Here is a 20,202-nt window from a genome sequence, read left to right as displayed (position 1 = left end):
AGCAAAGCTCATGATGTTCTTATCTTCGTAATGCCTCCTTAAAACTAAGGCAATAAAGTTTAGCTTTCGTTTTTCGAGCTAACGTGCCCTTACTCTCAATAATCTCACAACGTCCCATTGAATAATTAATATCACTGTATTTCATTGATAATATACCGCTGATCCTTAACCCTGTTTCTAGCCCTATTTTCCATATAAGAGTAAAGGTAGGATCATGGTTCATCTTTAAGTACTCTTCTGCGTAACGAAGGTGTTTCCTACTTTTAATTGGTTCTACGTAAGCCATTGTTTTCTCCTTGATACCATTACACTCGTTGCTCATTAGAACGAGCATAATAATTATAGTCTATCAAACTGCCATACTCGTAATTATTGTATTTATCAATAAAATTAAACACCTTTAACAATATGAAATTTAAGTATTTTAGACATAAAAAAGCCCACAATACTGCGGGCTATATTAATAATAAAATAAGGATTACATTGTCTAATCCATTAAACTTTTCGATTTAATTGCTTTTTTAGATAACTCTTTTGCAAATACAGCAATATCATTTTCAAACTCTTCAACACTGTCTCGAATATCATCCAATTTCACAGTCAACATTTCTCTGTTTTCCATAATTATCTTGCCATTAACAATCGTGGTATCAACATTACCCGGGTTTGCTTGATAGACCAACGTAGCATACGGATCATAACTTGGCATCATGTTCGCTGATTGTGTTTCTACAATCACAATATCCGCTTTTTTCCCAACTTCTAACGAGCCAATTTCATCTTCCATATGAAGTGCTTTTGCTCCACCAAGTGTTGCCATTTCAATGACTTGTTCAGGGATCATGATTGTTCTATCAGAGTGTTTCAAACGCTGCATATTTGCGGCGTAGCTTAATGTTCGCCATAAATCGACTTGATTTGAGCTCATAGGTCCATCAGTACCTAAGCCGATTCTCATGTCAGCTCGATACATGTCCCAGGCTGGGGCAATCCCTGTCGCTCCTTTGGCATTCGCCATTGGATTGTAAGAGACACCAACGTCGGATTTTTTCAACAATGCTTGATCACGTTGAGATAGGTGAATACCGTGAGCAATAACAACACGTTCATCAAGTACCCCTATTTCATCTAAATATTCAACGGGTGATGTTGCTTTTGTCGTGTCTTTGACTCTTTGTTCTTCGTTTGGAAACTCAGCAACGTGAATTAACACGGGCACATCGTATTTCTCTGATAATCCATTAATCTCTTGAAGCTTATCTTTACTTACGGTGTAAACAGCATGAGGCGCATACGCCGGCGTAATTAGAGGATCATTTTTATATTCATTAATAAATGATTCCGCGTATTCTATTCCCCCATAAGGTTGCTTAGCATCTACCACCGGAAATTTAATTGCCATTTCATCCATGTGGTAATACATATCAGCGTAAGTTGTTACTCCACTTTGAGCTAAATCAATCGCCCCTAATTTAGTTGCGCTATAAATTAGTTCTCTGCTTAATTTCTCAGATTCTAATGGGAAAAAATACGCAAATAAGCGATTTGAAATACCCTCCTCTCCTAAACCTCGAAAAGCGATCATCGGTAAATGGTTATGGCTATTTATCATACCTGGCATAACGATACCATCTTCTGCATCAATCACTTTAGGTGCTTGGTATTGTTCTAATAATTCAGCGGTACCGACGGCAATGATCTTATTGTTTTTAACCACAACAACACCATTATCGATAACTTGCATTGAAGAATTAATCGTTAATATTTGTCCATTATTAATAATCAAATCAGCGTTATAATCTTGTTTTTCAATAGTCGTTCCACAACCGCCCAACAATATTGCACTAATACTCAATACCAAGCTTTTAAGCTTCATTCCTAAACCTTAATAATTTTTCCCCATAATGAATATAAAGATAAATATCTGGGGGAAATATTTATCTTTATTTGTAATATACATTACAATCTACATGCTAAATAAGTCATTAGATATAGTAAAAAATAGCGTTATGAATAGTTTAATTACCTATCTGATGACTCAATCTAAATACCGTTAATTTAAACGATGCTCTTATTTATCATTAAAGTTGTAACCAAAAAAAAGAACGTAAGCGTTTATAGCTATACGTTCTTCTCTTTTGCACTTAGCTATATAAAGCAAGCTTATAACTCAAACATTTTATCAAATTCTCTTTGTGCTAAAATGTCTTCGATCTTTATACGAGGATCTTGCTTAGCCGCAGTATCCGTATTGGCTTGCTTCGTTTTCTTCCCTGTTTTAACTTCGCGCGTTGCTTTTGTTTTACTTGTCATGTAACTCTCCATTTAAGAGTGCATCTTAACAGTTTAAGAGCAACAATGTATCATGGCAGCGTCAATTTTATACTAAAAATGCTTAATTAGATAATAATAATGATCTTGATCCAATTATTATTATCCCTCTTGTGTACGGTTTTTTTGTAGTTTTCCCATTAAGAACTTAATTACTATAGGAAATAAACCAAGCAAAGCCAATGAACCTAAAATTTGAGGAGAAATTAAACCTGACAGCGAGTTTATCTCTGATAACTGAGTCCCTGCATTCAAATAAACCATGGTTCCGGGTAACATACCTATCTGGCTAAAGAGATAAAAGCGTCCTGCGCTTAGCTTTGTTAGGCCCATAAGTAGATTAATTAAAAAGAACGGAAAGATAGGAATTAACCGTAAAGTCAGTAAATAAAAAGCACCGTCTTTTTCTACGCCTTGATTAATTGGTATAAGCTTATCTTTAAATTTGTTATCTACCCACTCTCTCAGTAAATAACGGCTGCTTAAAAAAGCAATTGTTGCGCCTATCGAACTTGAAAACGACACAAGCAATAAACTCCACCAGAAGCCAAATAATGCTGCTCCTAATAATGTAACAACCGCCGCACCAGGAATAGATAAAGCAGTAATAACAATGTACGCAATAAAGTACATGCCGCTGTATAAAAACAAGTTTTCTTTCACATCATTTTGCAGATTGAGATGAAATTCTTTCACTTGTTCTAATGTTAAAAGATCACCAAATTTAAAATAAACAAAGGCGAAAGAGGCAAGAAGAACAAGTAATAAGAGTCTTTTTTTATTCATAATGAGTACCTCTCTTTAATCAGTCATTGTCATCGATTTTTCAAGATTATCAAATCCACCAATGTATTTACCGTCCAACCAAATTTGTGGCACAGTAACGGGGGTTTTCTCTCCAATGATCGCTTTCACTTCAGGGATCATTCGATAAAGAGCTGCGCTGTCTTTAACCACGTCATGATAAGTGTATTCAATACCCGCTTCATCTAAAGCGGCTTTTGCCTTGATACAAAAAGGACAGGTTGCTTTACCAAAAACAACATTACCTTTTATCTCATCACGTTGAGCGACTTTCGCTATCACGGCTTGAACAAGCACTCCACGATTCAATGCCTCACCTTGGCTAATGACCTTATCTTCAACAATAATGATCGGTGCATGCCATGCTTTAAGCTTTAATGGTTCCCACCAATGTGATAACCAATCTTTAACTTCTAATTCAATCGGAATACCGGCAAGCTCGGTATCAAAAGTATCTTGAAGAATATCTTTAGTTAATGTGCATTCACCACAAGGAACGTTAACCTTGAAAGGTCCCCAACTTCCTGCCCAGCGATATAATGTAATTTTTATTGGCTTCATCGATACTACCCCTATCAGCGTTTGTCATTCTCAAACGCTTTGAATTAAACTGAACCGTTTAGTTTAGTCTAAATTTCGATTAAGTCAACTATTTTAAATTCACCATGCTGAAAATCAGTTTGCATATAAATAGGAATTGACGGTATTAATCGTTATAACGCTATTGGAAGTGAAGACTATAAATAATTGGAGACTTCAATCAGGTTACCATCAAGATCTCTAAAATAAACAGAGATGATATTGCCTATCGCCCCTGTTCGCTGTATTGGTCCCTCAAAAACAGTAACACCTTGTTGTTCTATGTGCGCTTTTACCTCAATGATAGGGGTGTCCGTAATGAAACATAAATCAGCACTTCCACTCTGCACATACTGTGCTTTTGGTTCAAATTCGTTACCTGACTGGTGTAAATTGATTTTCTGATGACCAAAAGATAGAGCGACTCTGTCTTTTGCAAAATACACCGCTTCCATGCCTAATATTTTAGAATAAAACTCAACGGTTGCTGTAATGTCTTTAACCGTTAACACCAGATGGTCTAAATGACTGATCTTCATTCTACCCGCCCCTATTATGATGTAAGGTAACTTACTTAGAATCGATGATATCTAAAAACATTTCATGAGCAAGTTCAATTAATGAAGCGTCTTTAGTGAGTTGTAACGACGCTAACAATCCGTTATATACTATCCCTGTCTTTCTCGCTTTTAGCTCTGCATCTTCAATATGATGACGCTTAAGAAGCTCAATGAGTAACTCTTGAGTTCTCTGCTTATATTTAGCGCTCACTTCCGTTATCGCTTTATCTTCATGGCTATACTCACTGTAAGCTAATTGAAAATAGCAGCCATTAAATGATGGGATATCAATACAACCAGAGAGTCCCTCAAAGCGCAAAGATATTTTTTGCTTTAAAGTAAGTTCTGAATTCTCAAAAAGCGCCTTCACGTTCGAGAGTGATTGCTCGCTAAACAATTCCAACGCTTTAGCGATTAAATTCTCTTTTGATTGAAAATATTTATAGATGGTCGCCTTGGATAAACCAGTCGCGGCCGTTATTTTATCCATGCTTGTACCGTGAAAACCATGTAACGCACACAGCTCTATCGTTTTTTGCAGTGCATTAACTCTCTTATCTTCTTTCATGACAACATTCTCCTTCTTTAGTTCGATAATAACAAAATAAACGGTTTAGTTCAAAAACCAGTTGACTTAACTAAAATAAACGATAAATTAAACTAAACCGTTTAGTTTAATTTATTAATAAAGGAAGTAACAAATGAACAGTAAAACAATAGAAAGGACAAACGCAACCACCTCATTAGGCTATAAAATCGGAGTCTTTGGCGTGGTTCTTACCCTTTTGTGGATTGGGGTATTTAAATTTACACCAACAGAAGCTGCCGCTATCGAACCACTTGTTGCTAATCACCCTTTGATCGGTTGGATATATAATTTTCTATCCGTGCAAATGGTCTCAAATATAATTGGCTTGACTGAAATAATCATTGCAATAGGACTTATCGCTGGATTTTTTAACCCTAAAATTGGTTATCTATCAGGTCTCTTAGCCCTATTTACTTTTATTACAACACTCAGTTTCATGATCACTACACCAAACACATGGAAGGTTGTAGATGGTGTCTTAATTACTAATTTCTTTTTACTTAAAGATATTGTATTTGTTGCTATTGCTTTACTTGTGATAGAGCGTAATAAATAGCAGTATGAGGTTAATCTAATATAACGGATTAACCTCAACTTTAACTCTATTACTCATAAAAAGATTAATTTAACTTACTAACATTAATTTCTGTTGTTACTCCCACTTCGTTTTTATCATTTCTCCCTATCGCATAAAGTTGGTTTACTTTCACTCAAACAGCTACTGACATGTTAATTATACGTAACAATATAATCTGTAACCTTACCAAGTACTCATCCCACTTAATTACATTCACCAGGCAGATGTTTTTATAATTGGCATTTGTATTAATTATAAAATATGATAATAAAAAGGCATGAATTTAATAATAGCCTTCGTATAGCATGTCGAGAGAACCGCTGTTTATTTTCAATAAGAATAAACAGTAATTATATTTATATAAATACAAATAAGAATTCACATTATGAAGTACTTTTTAGTTTTTTTACTTACTTTATCTTTATTCGGCTGCGGTGGGGAAAAAAGTGATCCAGAACATAATCTAAATACCACTAAAACAGATAAAACAGATAAAACAGATAAAACAGATAATCTTATCAATCCAGAAAAAATCGTCAAACTTGATGGCATAAGTTTGAAATCAATGCGTTATGCACAACAACCAGCAAACGACTATGCTAGTCTCGATTCTTTAAAGGTTGTTTTTTCAACCGATAGTATTACGGATCATTCAGAAACTATATCTTGTCAATGGCGTGTTGGTGAAACTGAGGTTTCAAATAATTGCGAATATGACTTAAAAGAAAACGAACACCTTTTACCTATTACCTATTACCTATTACGGTATCAGCACAACTTAATTATAAAGAACAAGTTACTGAACCATTCGTAAAAACATTTTACAAAGCTTTTCCTCTTCAACAAGTAGATAACAAGTACAGTAAAGTCACCTTATTTAATGATGGCCATGTTCTTGAATGGAATCATATTCTTGATGGTAGTTTTGCTTATCAAGCTGAGAATCATTTTCAAAAAATACCCTCTTCTGATAATAATGAATTTACCTCTATTTATGCTAATTCCAGTGCATTTTCTGGTGTTAAAACGAATGGTGATTTTTATTTATGGGGACCAAAAAACATACAGAATGAAGAATTAATTAACGCAATCAATCTTGAAAGCGTTAAAAAGGTTAATGCTGCGAATACCTATTTCTCAATATTAACCAATGTTGGTAATGTTTATGTCATTGGTAGTACTAATCACATGAACAAAAAACTGGGTATTGATAATGTCATTGATATTTTAACCAGCGAAAGCAGCACAGTGCTCCAAACAGAAGAAGGCAAAGCTTGTTTACTTGAAGACACCGGAAAAATATCATGTAGCGATATACAAGGAGATATAACTCACCTTGTCGAATTAAAATATGATTATAAAGGTAACTATGCCCTTCTAACTGATCAAGGTTACCTGTATCAATGGGGGAAATTAGCAAAAACACAAGGTGAGTTAGTTAGCCAAAACGTAACTAATATCATCGCAAATGATAGTGCTTTTGCCTTTCTAAAATCAGATGGAACCGTTGATGCATGGGGAAGCAGAACCAAAGGGGGTGAATTTATTTATGACTATTATAGTTTTGAGCAAGTTTACTTTAAAGTAAGTAAGAAATGTGTCCCTGAATTACTTGATGATTATGCTCCATATAGTGATGACCCAGACTATGAGTTTGATCCTGATTATGAACCAGCCTATGATCCTATCTGTGGTAAAGGCTACAAACAGATGTCTATTCCTGCCGATTATGCACCAGAAAAAAAACACTCCGAGCATAAATTAGAGGCCGAGTTAACGAATGTAAAAAAAATCGTCGGAGCTTCTGGATCTTTTGCAGCTCTAACATTTGATGGTGACGTCATTACATGGGGTACGATTTTTAGTGGCGGTAATATCTATTCTGAAAAAGTAAAGCAAGTCGACAAATTAATCAATATTATCGATATAACAACCAATACAAATGGTTATACCGCAATACGTAAAGATGGACATATCATCTCATGGCAAGATATATGGGATATCAATGCGGAAGTTACGTTTGGTGAATACATTAAATATTATTATTATGATGAAAACAGACCAAACCACATTAAGTTTTCTGATGCGAATTTCCTTGTATCAAAAGAAGATATATCCGCATTTAACGCGAACAATGGTGCTTACTTACTTACTAGAGTCTTTCTACGAGAACCCTCACCCCACTTCCTCCTTGATACATGGGGATTCCAACAGTCTGGTGGCGGTTTAAGAAGTAAAAAATTACCAGGTAAGGTAGAAAAAGTCTTTCCTCGTGATACAGGTTTTACTATTTATACCGATCAAGGCAATATTTATGACATCAATGCCGATTACGATATCACTCAAATTAAACAAATAAATCACGTTAATTAATACGAATAAAGCCAGTAAGATCACGACTCTTACTGGCTTTATTTATTGTTACAAATCTGAATAAATCCTTCTTCTATTTAAACGTCATAAAGAAACGATTGGTATAACCATCCTAGCTCAATTCTATTTCTTTTGAATTGCTATAGTTGGAGGCATAATGTCTTCTTTTCTAAATTCTTGCATTACACGTAAAGTAATATCGGTTTCGAATAATTTTTCTAATTTAATATCAACAACATAAGCTTTACACGTAAGTTGGATCACCAGATAATTTTCTGTAATCGTTTGTTTAACTAAAACAACAACTGGTTTTGGTAAGTGAATATACCGACTTGAAGATGCAGCCTCTTGTATGATATCTCGAGCCTTATTAATATCCTGATCCATTCCAATATAAAAAGGGATAACAACCTGCATGTCAATCCCACCATAATTTCCACTCACAGTTACGTCATTTAAGAATTTATTGTTCGGTATCGTTACAATATCATCATTAAGTGTTTGCATTCGTACTGACCGTAGACCTATCGCAATAATGTCTCCATAGTGCCCTTCAAAAGTGACGCGGTCACCTACTTGGAATGGACGATCTATCATAACCGTTAACCCTGCAATGAACGATGCGGTTAAATCTTTTAATGCAAAACCTACGGATACCGCAATCGTTCCTCCAATGAGTGCAAGTACGCGATCATCAACCCTAAAACTCAACATAAAGATAGCAACCGCCGTCGACATATAAATAAAGAATTGAAAGAAAGATTGCAATTTTTGCATTAACATTCGGCGTTGTGCAAATTGGCTACTTACTCCATCAACAATCGATTGAATAAATCGAAGAAATAACCAAGCGCCAATAATGATAAACAAAGAAAAAGCGACACCACTCCAACGAATTAAACTCGCAAATTGTTGTAGATTATCGATAGATTGAAGATCTTCGGCGAAGACGGTTTGCCCTAAAAAAAGGGAGAATAAAAGTGCATATAAACGAATCATGTTATTTTACCAATAAATGCTGACGATGAAGTATGTTAGTAATATGTCGATACCAATGATCTGATATCCGCGCCTTGTTCTCGTTCCATTCAATATAACCACGGCTTTGGAAGTAACGTAATGTGCTAATTACTTCAGCAATACTCAGTAAACTACAGTCACAAAGATCCGCAGGTGAAGCTACTTCCAGTTGCACAATTGAACGTAAAACCGCCAACATAGGTTTAGGCATCGCTTCTAAATCATCAGATTGAGGTGATGTGAATAAACGAACCAAAACAATGTCAGTCTCTTTGTCCTTGAATAACGATAATCGAAAAAAACGTAACGCTACCGTAGGATTACCATCTGAATAGTCCCACAAAATACGATAAAACCCATTTTTAGCTCGTTCTTCATCCGTCAAATTATCTTCATCCCATTGTTTTGGTAGAACTAACCCATCAAATGAAACCCCCTCGATGTCATTATCTTTAACAATCCGAGAATCCAGTAATTGCCCTATCTGTCTTTCCGTCCATTTCGGCATAAAAGTCACAAGATCAAACAATAAGCGCTCGCCACGAGCACGATCAATAAAGCGCCAGCTTGATTTATCTATAGATAATACGACGCGATGGCTTTTTCTTGCTCGTCTTAACAGATTGGTTAATTTCATTAAATCAGCCAAACCATTTACTTTTGGTTTGACTAATCGCTGTGCGTTATCAAAGGCAATAAGGTAACAGTGATCACTGTTTCTTAGGTGTTGTAAAATCTCTCTTTCCGTTGACTCTTCCCGTAGACCTACTAGTTTTGCCAGTTCAGGCAGTAGTGCAGAATAGCCGTCATAGGGACAATTTATATACAATGGTTTGGCATTTTTTGTTTTACTTAATATCCGGTTAAGCACGGTTGTCGTTCCAACGCCCCGTTCTCCAGATAATACACACACAGCCGGACTGTCAGTTAATAAGTAACGAGAAAGAGACACTATCTCATCCAGTGCGTACTCTTCTAGCAACTCTGATTCTTTAGATCCAGGAGTAATGTAATCAAAAGCTAACACGCCTTTAATACGCACTAAATTAGATTGCTCTTTAGCTACTTCCGTTTGTTTTGCCACCTCTATTCTAAATAGATAAGCTAAAACATGACTAAACGCCGCGTTCTGTGACAAAACAGAAAACACTTGATGCTGAATACTTCGTCCAATTAACCACATAGAACCGCAAGCCGTTGCAACAATAGACATAAAAGAGGTGTTTTTATTTCTAAGTGCCCACTGAATAGATAATGGATACGTCTCTAATTGCTCGATGCGATTGAAAATCGTACTGTTCCATTGTTTTAATGTCATGATCGTCAACAAAATAAAAAACAAATAAAAAACAGAGTTAATCCAAGCGTAGATGGTACCTTGCCCTAATGTTCTTGCCGATATCTGTAAAATCACACCAGCAACAATAAATCCCCAAATATATCGACGAATAGTAGAAAGACGAAGTGCAATCGCCTCTTTTTTATTATGCTTACTGTTTCGATAAGCGAATTCTAAAATAAAGCTCACGGCGATAGATCCACCGAGTATCCACCACGTAAATATTTCCAAAAATATCAAATGTTGCAAACTTGGCAATGTTGAAATGATGCGTAATGTCGCGGTAATTAACAACAGATAAGCAATCGCTTTATGTGCACGACTGCAATACCAAATAGCACGTATCCATAGGCTTGGATTTCTTGTGGTTTTTATTAGATAACCTGAATTCTGGATAAGGCTGAACTAATTGCCCACCTAACGATCAGATCTTTCGACCAAGAATTATTTGAACGTATTTTAAAAGGTGGGCAAGATGAATAAATTAGTTGATATATTTTGTGATGTCGATGATTTTTGTTATCAATTCTTATCTCAATGGGAAAAATACCTTGTTGAGGCTAGTGAGAGAAAAAGAAAACGTCAGTCAGTAATGTCTACTAGTGAATGTATGACTATTGTCATCGCTTTTCATCAATCAAATCATAGAGATTTCAAGAACTTCTATATCGGGTTAGTTCATCAATATTGGAAAGGATACTTTCCAAATTTACTTAGCTACACTCGATTTGTGAGCAAAATGCCTAGCCTAATCGCCCCAATGTGTGCCTATTTTCAATCTATCAAAGGTAAGCCGACTGGCATTGCTTTTGTTGACTCCACGAGTCTTAAAGTATGCCATAACATTCGAATTCCTCGCCATAAAGTCTTTGATGGTGTTGCGAAAAGAGGAAAAGGTACCATGGGATGGTTTTTCGGCTTCAAACTTCATTTATTGATTAACCATCTTGGAGAAATTATTTCGCTGAAAATCACAGCTGGCAATGTAAATGATAGGACTCCTGTACCTGATTTATGCAAAGAACTCTCGGGGAAATTGTACGCTGATAAAGGGTACATAGGTAAAAAGTTGAGTGAGAGCTTAAAGAACTCTGATGTCGATTTAGTGACTACCTCGCGAAAAAACATGAAAGCAAAAGAGATAAGTGCTTTTGATAAGGCTATGTTATCAAAGAGATACATTATCGAAACGATAAATGACCAATTGAAGAATATCTCTCAAATTGAACATAGCCGTCATCGTAGCGTGACTGGTTTCATGCTAAATGTAATTTCAGGCGTTGTGGCTTATTGTTTAAAAAAACAAAAGCCACGAATTAAGCTATCAGAATGTGAATTTGAACTAATCCTCGCTTAAAGCATGTTTTATCCAGAATTCAGGTTAACTAAAGTTAATCCCTCGCGAGCTGACAAGCCCCCGACATTTGGCGTTGCACACGCTCTGAATAATGAGCCATCTAAACAATCATAATCAAACGATACAAAAAAACGGTCATATTTACCCTTTAGTTCCGTCATAAGTTGGTCTAAAACCGTGTTAAATCCTAAGTTATCAATCGCTTCCATATCATAATTACTGATATCGAGTTCATCAATCAACTCTGCTTCATTAGGCATCAAGTCTCGAACGGCGACATAATAAATATCGTCCGGAGACAACACCAATTCAGGCTCTACAAACCAACCATTGTAGCCATACTTATCCATTAATAATGCCAACGGTTTGCCGTGTAAGTTACTTTGCAAGCTGCCATTACAATCAGCGTGCGCGTCTATCCATACAACGGCAACCTTCTCTTTTCTTTCTTTTTGATAATACTCAAGCGTCGCTTGAACGGTGCCAACAGATACAGAGTGATCCCCACCAATAATAATAGGGATCCTCTTGTTTCGATACGAGTCTAAAACCTTATTTTTTAAATCCGTACTGTATTCGAGTAGTGCTAATTCTTTCTTATTATGAGACAGATACTCTTCAACTTTAAGGCTTAAAGGCACATCCCCTAAGTCTTTAATATCACATGACCAACGCTGATTTCTTACTTCTATCCATTCAGTTAAGCCATTCCATGTTTTCTCATCTGTCTTTCGTAGTGCGTCAACGGTATTTTCATCGGTTGTAACAAAACCAACGCGATTAAATGGCGCACCAATAATATCGAATGCCTTATTCATACTGTACCTTATGCATTGCGTGACTGACGATCATTAAACTCCCAAAGGATTAGGAAATTGAACAACCTTAATATCATAACTTTTGGGTTTATAGTTATTCTTCTCTTCAGCTAAATAGGCAATTTCCACATCGTACTCTAAAACTGATTTAATGTTTGATAGACAAATGAGTTCTGCATCTGATAGATATTCGTTCTCTTTTTTAACCACCACAAATAACAGCGAACTATCCGGTTTATACAAGAACAAATCAGGTTCTCCCGACGTTAGCCCTGTTCGAAGCCCTTTAAACAGAGAAAGCTTATTCGGATCAATATACTGTGCAATTAATACTCTGCCTTCCGTATACATTGGGTTATTCGGTTCCCAATTACCTAACGCATAAAATGCCGTACCTAACCAACCTTGCTTCCGATATTCGGACAACGCAAAATATTCACCAAAATATGGATGTGAGTGCTCGTCAGTTTCAATAGGTACAAATAAGTCCAAAGGTAACCATTCCTTCTTTCCTTTTGCCCAATCATCCTGCAATCGTTGAGGATAGGTAAATACCGTTTCTTTAATCGTGTGAATCATTATAAATTCCTTTTATAAACACAACAATGTCATCAAACTTGCGACGTAATAGCATTAACTCAATGTATTCCAATCCGTTAGCTTTAATTGCTTACGACGGATAAGATAAAATACGGATATTATAACGCCAAAAATCAATCCGCCTGCGATGGCTTCAATGACTGACTGTTGGTTGGTTTTATTTACATACTGCCCCGTTAAAAACCAACTAATCAGCCCGTAACCAAGACTAAATAAAAGCGAGGTAAACAGTAAATTAGTAAAAAAATCTTGATAATAAGGAGGTCGAACTCGTAAGCCCGCTTTTCGGAGTAATCTGACAATCGGAGGATTAAAGTTTGAGGACCAAACCCCTTTCAGCTCAAGTTCACTATGTGCCGCTATTAACTTCTCTTCAAAAGACATTCGTCGTTTCCCTAAACAATACTATCCATAACGATGAAGATAACACCACCTTCACTTTTTTGAGTCTTCATGCTCTTGATATTTCTTTTCTATCCACTTATGCAAATGCAAACCCGTTTGCTTTTTTACCTTATAAGCAATAAATGCAAGCAGTACTAATCCTATTACTGTCCCCATGACATCCTCTTGATTTAAAACAGTTAACGCACAGATAAAATTATCATAATTTTAGTATTGAATTTGTGAAGCGATTTAAAGATATGAAAGGTAAGAGACTGCAAGGGTAAATAATTCAACCTGACTTAGACAAACTCGCGAGGCTCTATTTCACGTGGTGTTGGATGGATTTAAACGCATGTAAGCATAAGGGGAATCGAAAGGCTTAAAGAAAAACATTCAGCACAGTCAATGCTGAATGCTTGAAACAGGGATTTTTGTTATTTTTTACGACCAGAAAACAGAGCGACACAACCAACCACATCGATATTCACATCAGAAAAATGCGCTTTTAATGCTATTTCTAAGCTCTGAACGTCATCGTTCTCATTAGTAAAAATGCCTTTCTGGTTATAGAAATTCATTAATTTACTCGCAAATGCATTTTTAGTAACGCCTTGCCCTAAAATTGTACTACCGAACAATACGCCATTACTATTCAGCAGCTCATTCAGGTTTGAAAATACCACGCCTTTTTGTGATAGCTCACCCGGTAAGCAATGCAGCAGATAATTAATGCTAATAGAGTCAAACTTCTCACATTTTAGATCCAACGGCTCTAATACATTTCGACGATACACTTCAGGGTTAAAATGTTGAATGGCATTCGCTGTTGATTCAAGGCTGTTCTCATTAAGATCGATCAGCGCCACTCTTCTTTCAACATTAGAGAGATGATTCTTTAAGTAATACCCTGTCCCTACCCCTACATCTAAATGGTTCTTCGATGCTAATTCAGTAAATTTTTCTCCAATCAATGCTGTTGAACACTTCCATAAGTAACGATTTGAAAAGCCTAATACCCAAAGATCATAGATGGAAAGTACTTTTTTTGTATACACTGCTTGTCCAGCAATTGTCGCTGCATCTTTGTTCATTGTAGATATCCGTAACACTGTCTTATAAAAGGAACTCGAATCTACCTTAAAAATGAAGGCAATCAAATCTTACCAGAAGCATTTGCAGTATGAATAGGTAGAGAACTCACATTTCCGTAGCGACGAATAGCAACCGTTAAATGCATCAGTAATAACACCCCGGTAACGCCTAATCCAACGCCAATACCTGCCCAAATTCCGGCAAGCCCGAACAATGGCATCAAAAACCACGCCGCAGGCAAACCAAATACCCAATACCCAATCGCTGTCATCACCGTAGGCATTGAGACTATCTTCATTCCTCGCAATAAGTTAATCGCTAATAATTGCCATGCATCCACAATAAAACACAACGCCACCACCCAGATAACAGAAGACAACAGTGCTGACATGTTATTCGTGCCATCATCAAGCAGGAATAAATCAGCAATAACCTCAGGCCAAAGAATAAATACCGTGGAGAGGAAGACACTGAGTACCGTCACAAGTAAAAAACTATGCAATGACGTTTGTTTTATGCCTGCATAATTTTCTGAGCCAAAATCACGCCCGACTAATATAGCCGCGGCTTGCGAAAATCCAAAATTAAAATTCCATGTAAAGCTTAAACATTGCAGTAAGATTTGGTGCAAAGCTAAAGACGCAATACTGATAGTGCCCGCCATCAGTGTACCGCCATAAATTAACCCATGCTCAAGTAATGCGGCTAATGCAATAGGCAATCCCATCACCAATAAAGGTGCCATCAATTTAAGTGAATATTCCTCTCTATTGCGCCATGGTGCAAACTCTTGATATTCATGATGCTTAAAGACCCACATACCATAACCAATCATCACAACAAAAGCAGCTACAGCGGTACCCAAACCTAAACCGGTTAATCCCATTCCCAATTGAAACGTTAAAACATAACTAATAGGGACATTTAGGATAACGGTAATAACAGACATCACCATGATGGATCTTACGTTTCCCAACGCACTGGTTAAGCCGCGTAACACGAGTAAAATTAACGACGGAAACATCACCCATTTCAACGCATGCACGTATTCCATCGCGAGCGTGATCATCTCTTCAGGTTGATTTGCCGCTTTTAGTATCACGGGAGCGTATGAAAAACTGAACATTAAGATAACGCTGAGCACCGCAGACAATAAAACCGCCCCTTTTACCGCAAAGCGAATTTGTTGGTTTCCGTATTCAGGTCTTGCCAAACGTTGGCCATAAGCGATGGCAATTAAGTTCGCAACGCAGCCCACAGTACTGCTTGCGATAATAAAAATGAAAAAATAAATAGAAGCACCTAATCCACCTCCCGCTAAGGCAGAAACACTTAAACGCGACATCATCCACACATCGGTAAGCACCAGTGCCATCGAAACCAATTGAGAGATGATAAGAGGGAATGCTAAAGCTAAGATCTTTTTCATAAATAAGGTTAATTCTTTATCGCTAAGTTAACTAAGCCAAACCTCTTATTTAATTAAGAAATAGGCACTGTGATTAATGGCAAACTTAAGGGTTAAAAGGCTAGTGTTCAATTAATATATCCGTCACACTGACATTCTAAAAACTCATGCGAAGAGATTATGACGCCTTACCCTAATTTACCTTATTCACATCATGGCCTAAAAGCCTTTGAATCCGTGGCACGCTTGATGAGTTTCACCCTAGCCGCAGATGAACTTCACGTCACCCAAAGTGCCGTCAGCCGTCAAGTGAAGCAACTTGAGGATGATCTCAACACATCGCTTATTATTCGAAAGCACCGTTCCATAGAGCTAACATTACAAGGGATCGAGCTTTATCACGCGCTGCGAGACAATTACTCTGCAATTGAGTCGGTTCTATCCTCTTGGCAAGAGCCAAAACAAAAACGCATTGTCATTAAAGCCACATTAAGTTTTGCCACTCGCGTGCTGATACCTAAAGTCAGAGAGCTCAATGAGCGTTATCCTGATCATGAAATCGTGATTATCCCTTCTTTAGAAGAAGATGAATGTTTAGATAAGCCAGATTATGATTTACTGATCTTTCATACTCGTTTAAAAGATCATTACGACACCAAAGCCAATATGTTTCTTCTACGAGAAGAGTTCATGGCTCCTGTTTGTGCCGCAAGTATCGCAACCGAAAGTACGAATGTAGACTCAATATTAACCATGCCAAGGTTGCATCCCACATTGGATCACCATGATTGGAAAATGTGGTTAGCCGATGTAACAATCCCCCCGAACCAACAAGTCAGAAACACCAGCTTTCTTTCATTAGATTTAGCACTAAGCGCCTGCTTATCAGGACAAGGGGTAACCGTAACTGACCTACTGTTAATCCTTCAAGAGCTAGAAATAGGATTCTTTTATTGCCCAGAAAACGCGAAAATCCAACACAGTGCATGGACTTACTATGGGCACCAGCGCACTCATTCTGCCGTGATTGATGACCTTGTTGAATGGTTAAAACTCGGTTCTGAAAACGAAATTAACGTATTGAAAAAATTAGCAAAAAAACATCATTGGCATGGTGTGGTATAAAATGCGTCTTTTTGACGTTTTTACTCTGCAATATTGATTACATTTTAGAGAGAGATCACGTAGACTACGCGCTTATTTTCATGCCAACTATCAGGTGAATTATGATACGTATCAACCAAGTTAAATTACCGCTGGATCACAGTGAAGATGCACTGCAGAATTATGTTTTAAGCACACTGTCTATTACTGAAGAACAGCTGGTTGATATCCATGTATTTAAACGTGGCTATGACGCACGTAAAAAAAATCAAATTTTCTTAATCTATACCCTAGATATCACGCTACAAGATGTTGATGAAGCGCAGTTATTAAGTAATTTTGAAGACGACCATAATATTCGTGTTTCACCTGACACTGAATACAAATACGTAGCAACTGCTCCTGCTAATTTAACCGAGCGTCCTATTGTTATCGGCATGGGCCCTTGTGGTTTATTTGTGGCGTTAATCCTTGCTCAAATGGGATTTAGACCGATTGTATTAGAGCGTGGTAAATCAGTACACGAACGCGCAAAAGATACCTTCCGTTTTTGGCGTACCAGCGAATTAAACACAGAATCAAATGTTCAATTTGGTGAAGGCGGCGCAGGCACATTCTCTGATGGCAAGCTATACAGCCAAGTGAAAGATCCCGGCTTCTTAGGCCTTAAAGTAAAAACCGAATTTGTTGCCGCTGGTGCACCCGCTGAAATCATCTACGTAAGTAAACCTCATATTGGTACCTATAAGTTGGTGACCATGGTTTCTCAAATGCGTAATAAAATCATTGAACTCGGTGGTGAAATTCGTTTCGAAACTCGCGTAGATGAAATCAATATTGAAAATGAACAAGTCACTGGTGTTACACTAAACGGCGGCGAAATCATTAACAGTAAGCACGTTGTTGCAGCAATCGGCCACAGTGCGCGTGATACGTTCCAAATGCTGTCTGATAAAGGCGTTTATATGGAAGCACAATCATTCTCGATTGGTTTCCGTATTGAACACAAACAAGAAATGATCGACCAAGCTCGCTTTGGTAAAAATGCAGGACACCCATTATTAGGGGCAGCCGATTATAAATTGGTTCATCACTGTAAAAATGGCCGCTCAGTATACAGTTTCTGTATGTGCCCAGGTGGGGTTGTTGTTGCAGCGACGTCAGAAGAACATGCCGTTGTAACTAATGGCATGAGCCAATATTCACGTAGTGAGCGTAATGCAAACAGCGCAATCGTTGTGGGCATCTCTCCTGAAGATTTCAATAATGATCCACTGCAAGGTATTGCTCTACAACGTCAGTTAGAGCGCAATGCGTATGTTATGGGTGGCAGTAATTACGATGCTCCAGCACAAATGGTTGGCGACTTCTTAGTTTCTGGTAAAGGCAAACCGTTTGAAAACGTGGAACCATCTTATAAGCCAAATGTAAAAATGACGGATCTAAGCGATGCACTTCCTGACTTCGCGATTGAAGCGATTCGCGAAGCATTACCTGCATTTGCTAAGAAAATTCGTGGTTTTGACAGTAAAGATGCAATGCTGACCGGGGTTGAAACTCGAACTTCATCTCCAGTTCAAATCAAGCGTGGTGCTGATTTCCAAAGCATGAACACCAAAGGTCTATACCCGGGTGGTGAAGGTGCAGGTTATGCGGGTGGTATTTTATCTGCTGGTATCGATGGGATTAAAATCGCAGAAGCGGTTGCTCTTGATATGCTAAAAAACGCGTAATGTGATCAAGCTAAAAATGGTATAGAGATATACTGTTTTTAGCTCACTCTTCCACTGTTTTACTTGCCTATCTTTATCGATTAAATTTCTGATTCTAGCTGCATTAAAAATGCACGCATCACTAACGTACGTTTATCCGCTTCTCTGACTGCCGACTTGGTTTTCATCGAGCTTGATAACGTTAATAGCTTCGTATAAAAATGATCGATGGTATAAAGCCCATCGGTTGGTGCCCTCTCATGACAAAATGGGTCATCAAAAGAATACAAAGGGCGACCTAACTTAGCACTTACTTGAATACACCTTGCAATACCAATGGCCCCTAATGCATCCAATCGATCAGCATCTTGAATTATCTGAGCTTCTACTGTCTGTGTTTCAATATTCGCACTAAAACTGTGAGCAATAATCGCGTGATGAATACCTTCTAAATACTCAGTGGGATAATTTAGACGGTTCAAAAACACAATGGCTTTATCTGCGGCAAACAATGAGCTTTGTGCGCGGTTTGGGTGATTCTTCTCAAACGAAAAACAATCATGTAAATACGCGGCAGGGATCACCACTTCTTTTATCGCTTTTTCTTCTTCACAAAGTATTTTTGCTGTATTCACTACTCGCATAACATGATGAATATCATGTGCGAGATCTTGCGCCATTTCAGCCTTAATAAAGGTCAGTAATGTATTCTCTATCTCTTCCGTTACCGTCACTCTTTCATCCTTGTAAAATCCAATACCATTCTTAATTTATCGTTGTGCTCGTGCTTAAACAAAGAAAATCAATAAACCACCACCAAGTATAATAATCGTGTAATGCTGTGTACCACTTGAAAAATGAGTAAGTAATGAAAAATACACAAATGAAACGCAAAGGGTTATCGCGCCACCAATCAAACTCATAATAAAAGACGCACCCGACATTAACCCCATTAATATCAGAGGAATACTATAGAGTAATGTCGGCGGATAAGGGGATCTCTTTACACCATGTAGCGTTAATGCGGCAAACAGAAAAATCAACTTAAATAACACATGAGCTCCTAATCTTTATCATTAACGTTGTTTATCAAACGTCACCATTCCCTTAGGAATTTGGACCCAACTCAATTTTTCAGAAACCCAAATATGCATACTCGGCTCAAAAATACGATCATCTTTCACATCAACAGGTTTTAATTTCAGCTTTATGGTTGTTAAATCATCAGGATTATATTGATAGACTCGATTTCCACACGTTGAACAAAACTTCGCGCTATTTTGATTTCCACTATCAGCTAATCGACTCCACTCAGTTAACTCACCATCAAATTGAATCGCCTCAGTTGCGATAATAGCGGTAACACTGAATGGCGCTGTCGATAATTTTTGGCATTCCTTACAATGACAAGCAATCACCATTTTTGGTGCTGCACATAATTTATAAGTTACTTGCCCACATTGACAAGAGCCTACAATTGGATACGTCATCTCACTCCCTCTTTAAAACAATAAAAATCATTGATACTAACAATAGGCTATCATTAAATACC

Annotated in this window: 22 protein-coding genes and 1 pseudogene; 6 read left to right on the top strand and 17 right to left on the bottom strand. The window is 37.3% G+C overall.

All coding sequences use genetic code 11. The features are described 5' to 3' along the window. Positions 1–19 precede the first annotated feature (19 nt). The 7 genes from VSAL_RS08175 to VSAL_RS08150 form a co-directional block, all read right to left on the bottom strand. Complete coding sequence (locus tag VSAL_RS08175) at positions 20–286, bottom strand: site-specific integrase (protein WP_044583248.1); 267 nt, start codon at positions 284–286, stop codon at positions 20–22. A 201-nt stretch (positions 287–487) separates the two neighbouring features. After that, a complete protein-coding gene (locus VSAL_RS08170) occupies positions 488–1,876 on the bottom strand; it encodes an amidohydrolase family protein (protein ID WP_012550184.1) in 1,389 nt (462 codons plus the stop codon). Between the two features lie 287 nt (positions 1,877–2,163). Further along, positions 2,164–2,313, bottom strand: coding sequence for a hypothetical protein (locus tag VSAL_RS23645; protein WP_017020745.1), 150 nt, complete (start codon positions 2,311–2,313; stop codon positions 2,164–2,166). A gap of 120 nt (positions 2,314–2,433) precedes the next feature. Beyond that, entirely contained in the window at positions 2,434–3,117 is a 684-nt protein-coding gene (locus VSAL_RS08165; RefSeq protein ID WP_012550182.1) for a TVP38/TMEM64 family protein, read from the bottom strand. Positions 3,118–3,132: 15 nt separating this feature from the next. Continuing rightward, entirely contained in the window at positions 3,133–3,696 is a 564-nt protein-coding gene (locus VSAL_RS08160; RefSeq protein ID WP_012550181.1) for a glutaredoxin family protein, read from the bottom strand. A 176-nt stretch (positions 3,697–3,872) separates the two neighbouring features. Further along, positions 3,873–4,253, bottom strand: a complete 381-nt coding sequence (locus tag VSAL_RS08155) for a VOC family protein (protein ID WP_012550180.1) — start codon at positions 4,251–4,253, stop codon at positions 3,873–3,875. A gap of 31 nt (positions 4,254–4,284) precedes the next feature. Further along, positions 4,285–4,842, bottom strand: coding sequence for a TetR/AcrR family transcriptional regulator (locus VSAL_RS08150; protein ID WP_012550179.1), 558 nt, complete (start codon positions 4,840–4,842; stop codon positions 4,285–4,287). A 133-nt stretch (positions 4,843–4,975) separates the two neighbouring features. On the opposite strand from VSAL_RS08150, the gene VSAL_RS08145 reads away from it, so the two are divergent. The 3 genes from VSAL_RS08145 to VSAL_RS23820 all read left to right on the top strand — a co-directional run bounded on the left by VSAL_RS08145 (position 4,976) and on the right by VSAL_RS23820 (position 7,813). Next, positions 4,976–5,419 (top strand): DUF417 family protein, encoded by a 444-nt coding sequence (locus tag VSAL_RS08145; protein WP_012550178.1) that lies wholly within the window; start codon positions 4,976–4,978, stop codon positions 5,417–5,419. A 406-nt stretch (positions 5,420–5,825) separates the two neighbouring features. Beyond that, positions 5,826–6,254, top strand: coding sequence for a hypothetical protein (locus VSAL_RS23825; protein WP_231850908.1), 429 nt, complete (start codon positions 5,826–5,828; stop codon positions 6,252–6,254). A 374-nt stretch (positions 6,255–6,628) separates the two neighbouring features. Then, positions 6,629–7,813 carry an RCC1 domain-containing protein gene (locus VSAL_RS23820; RefSeq protein ID WP_231850907.1) on the top strand — a complete coding sequence of 395 codons (1,185 nt, stop codon included), beginning with the start codon at positions 6,629–6,631 and terminating at the stop codon, positions 7,811–7,813. A 123-nt stretch (positions 7,814–7,936) separates the two neighbouring features. Here the strand turns inward: VSAL_RS23820 and VSAL_RS08135 are convergent, their stop codons facing one another. Both VSAL_RS08135 and VSAL_RS08130 read right to left on the bottom strand, forming a co-directional pair. Then, positions 7,937–8,812: a mechanosensitive ion channel family protein gene (locus VSAL_RS08135; protein ID WP_012550177.1), complete on the bottom strand. Its 876-nt coding sequence runs from the start codon at positions 8,810–8,812 to the stop codon at positions 7,937–7,939. A 1-nt stretch (position 8,813) separates the two neighbouring features. Next, positions 8,814–10,547, bottom strand: a pseudogene (locus tag VSAL_RS08130) (ATP-binding protein); the annotation flags it as partial. 100 nt (positions 10,548–10,647) lie between these two features. Between VSAL_RS08130 and VSAL_RS08125 the strand changes: the two are divergent. Further along, positions 10,648–11,529, top strand: coding sequence for an IS982-like element ISVsa6 family transposase (locus VSAL_RS08125; RefSeq protein WP_012548944.1), 882 nt, complete (start codon positions 10,648–10,650; stop codon positions 11,527–11,529). Between the two features lie 8 nt (positions 11,530–11,537). Here the strand turns inward: VSAL_RS08125 and VSAL_RS08120 are convergent, their stop codons facing one another. The 5 genes from VSAL_RS08120 to VSAL_RS08100 form a co-directional block, all read right to left on the bottom strand. Beyond that, entirely contained in the window at positions 11,538–12,347 is an 810-nt protein-coding gene (locus tag VSAL_RS08120) for an arginase family protein (protein ID WP_231850906.1), read from the bottom strand. A 33-nt stretch (positions 12,348–12,380) separates the two neighbouring features. Continuing rightward, positions 12,381–12,926 (bottom strand): nuclease, encoded by a 546-nt coding sequence (locus VSAL_RS08115; RefSeq protein WP_012550176.1) that lies wholly within the window; start codon positions 12,924–12,926, stop codon positions 12,381–12,383. Between the two features lie 54 nt (positions 12,927–12,980). Continuing rightward, positions 12,981–13,331, bottom strand: a complete 351-nt coding sequence (locus tag VSAL_RS08110) for a DUF6404 family protein (RefSeq protein ID WP_012550175.1) — start codon at positions 13,329–13,331, stop codon at positions 12,981–12,983. 437 nt (positions 13,332–13,768) lie between these two features. Further along, positions 13,769–14,425, bottom strand: a complete 657-nt coding sequence (locus tag VSAL_RS08105) for a class I SAM-dependent methyltransferase (RefSeq protein WP_012550173.1) — start codon at positions 14,423–14,425, stop codon at positions 13,769–13,771. Positions 14,426–14,487: 62 nt separating this feature from the next. Then, a complete protein-coding gene (locus tag VSAL_RS08100) occupies positions 14,488–15,855 on the bottom strand; it encodes an MATE family efflux transporter (protein WP_012550172.1) in 1,368 nt (455 codons plus the stop codon). Positions 15,856–16,014: 159 nt separating this feature from the next. On the opposite strand from VSAL_RS08100, the gene VSAL_RS08095 reads away from it, so the two are divergent. Further along, positions 16,015–16,959, top strand: coding sequence for a LysR family transcriptional regulator (locus tag VSAL_RS08095; RefSeq protein ID WP_012550171.1), 945 nt, complete (start codon positions 16,015–16,017; stop codon positions 16,957–16,959). 101 nt (positions 16,960–17,060) lie between these two features. Beyond that, positions 17,061–18,671 (top strand): NAD(P)/FAD-dependent oxidoreductase, encoded by a 1,611-nt coding sequence (locus VSAL_RS08090; RefSeq protein WP_012550170.1) that lies wholly within the window; start codon positions 17,061–17,063, stop codon positions 18,669–18,671. Between the two features lie 80 nt (positions 18,672–18,751). Here VSAL_RS08090 and VSAL_RS08085 read toward each other — a convergent pair whose 3' ends face one another. Genes VSAL_RS08085 through VSAL_RS08075 form a run of 3 tightly spaced genes read right to left on the bottom strand, consistent with a single transcriptional unit; the run spans position 18,752 to position 20,140 of the window. After that, a complete protein-coding gene (locus VSAL_RS08085) occupies positions 18,752–19,384 on the bottom strand; it encodes an HD domain-containing protein (protein WP_012550169.1) in 633 nt (210 codons plus the stop codon). A gap of 54 nt (positions 19,385–19,438) precedes the next feature. Beyond that, a complete protein-coding gene (locus VSAL_RS08080) occupies positions 19,439–19,705 on the bottom strand; it encodes a hypothetical protein (protein ID WP_012550168.1) in 267 nt (88 codons plus the stop codon). Positions 19,706–19,726: 21 nt separating this feature from the next. Further along, on the bottom strand, positions 19,727–20,140 hold the full coding sequence (locus tag VSAL_RS08075) for a GFA family protein (RefSeq protein WP_012550167.1): 414 nt from the start codon (positions 20,138–20,140) through the stop codon (positions 19,727–19,729). Between the last annotated feature and the right edge of the window lie 62 nt (positions 20,141–20,202).

Source organism: Aliivibrio salmonicida LFI1238 (genome assembly GCF_000196495.1).
In the GTDB taxonomy this organism is placed as follows: domain Bacteria; phylum Pseudomonadota; class Gammaproteobacteria; order Enterobacterales; family Vibrionaceae; genus Aliivibrio; species Aliivibrio salmonicida.
This window is presented reverse-complemented; position numbering and strand designations above follow the sequence as displayed.

Bases quoted from the DNA above. Each gene is read 5' to 3' on its own strand.
- VSAL_RS23825 (WP_231850908.1), top strand. From the start codon at position 5,826: ATGAAGTACTTTTTAGTTTTTTTACTTACTTTATCTTTATTCGGCTGC.
- VSAL_RS08155 (WP_012550180.1), bottom strand. From the start codon at position 4,253: ATGAAGATCAGTCATTTAGACCATCTGGTGTTAACGGTTAAAGACATT.
- VSAL_RS08100 (WP_012550172.1), bottom strand. From the start codon at position 15,855: ATGAAAAAGATCTTAGCTTTAGCATTCCCTCTTATCATCTCTCAATTG.
- VSAL_RS08090 (WP_012550170.1), top strand. From the start codon at position 17,061: ATGATACGTATCAACCAAGTTAAATTACCGCTGGATCACAGTGAAGAT.
- VSAL_RS08135 (WP_012550177.1), bottom strand. From the start codon at position 8,812: ATGATTCGTTTATATGCACTTTTATTCTCCCTTTTTTTAGGGCAAACC.
- VSAL_RS08110 (WP_012550175.1), bottom strand. From the start codon at position 13,331: ATGTCTTTTGAAGAGAAGTTAATAGCGGCACATAGTGAACTTGAGCTG.
- VSAL_RS08150 (WP_012550179.1), bottom strand. From the start codon at position 4,842: ATGAAAGAAGATAAGAGAGTTAATGCACTGCAAAAAACGATAGAGCTG.
- VSAL_RS08120 (WP_231850906.1), bottom strand. From the start codon at position 12,347: ATGAATAAGGCATTCGATATTATTGGTGCGCCATTTAATCGCGTTGGT.
- VSAL_RS08095 (WP_012550171.1), top strand. From the start codon at position 16,015: ATGACGCCTTACCCTAATTTACCTTATTCACATCATGGCCTAAAAGCC.
- VSAL_RS08160 (WP_012550181.1), bottom strand. From the start codon at position 3,696: ATGAAGCCAATAAAAATTACATTATATCGCTGGGCAGGAAGTTGGGGA.
- VSAL_RS08145 (WP_012550178.1), top strand. From the start codon at position 4,976: ATGAACAGTAAAACAATAGAAAGGACAAACGCAACCACCTCATTAGGC.
- VSAL_RS08125 (WP_012548944.1), top strand. From the start codon at position 10,648: ATGAATAAATTAGTTGATATATTTTGTGATGTCGATGATTTTTGTTAT.
- VSAL_RS08170 (WP_012550184.1), bottom strand. From the start codon at position 1,876: ATGAAGCTTAAAAGCTTGGTATTGAGTATTAGTGCAATATTGTTGGGC.
- VSAL_RS23645 (WP_017020745.1), bottom strand. From the start codon at position 2,313: ATGACAAGTAAAACAAAAGCAACGCGCGAAGTTAAAACAGGGAAGAAA.
- VSAL_RS08105 (WP_012550173.1), bottom strand. From the start codon at position 14,425: ATGAACAAAGATGCAGCGACAATTGCTGGACAAGCAGTGTATACAAAA.
- VSAL_RS08165 (WP_012550182.1), bottom strand. From the start codon at position 3,117: ATGAATAAAAAAAGACTCTTATTACTTGTTCTTCTTGCCTCTTTCGCC.
- VSAL_RS23820 (WP_231850907.1), top strand. From the start codon at position 6,629: ATGAACAAAAAACTGGGTATTGATAATGTCATTGATATTTTAACCAGC.
- VSAL_RS08115 (WP_012550176.1), bottom strand. From the start codon at position 12,926: ATGATTCACACGATTAAAGAAACGGTATTTACCTATCCTCAACGATTG.
- VSAL_RS08075 (WP_012550167.1), bottom strand. From the start codon at position 20,140: ATGACGTATCCAATTGTAGGCTCTTGTCAATGTGGGCAAGTAACTTAT.
- VSAL_RS08175 (WP_044583248.1), bottom strand. From the start codon at position 286: ATGGCTTACGTAGAACCAATTAAAAGTAGGAAACACCTTCGTTACGCA.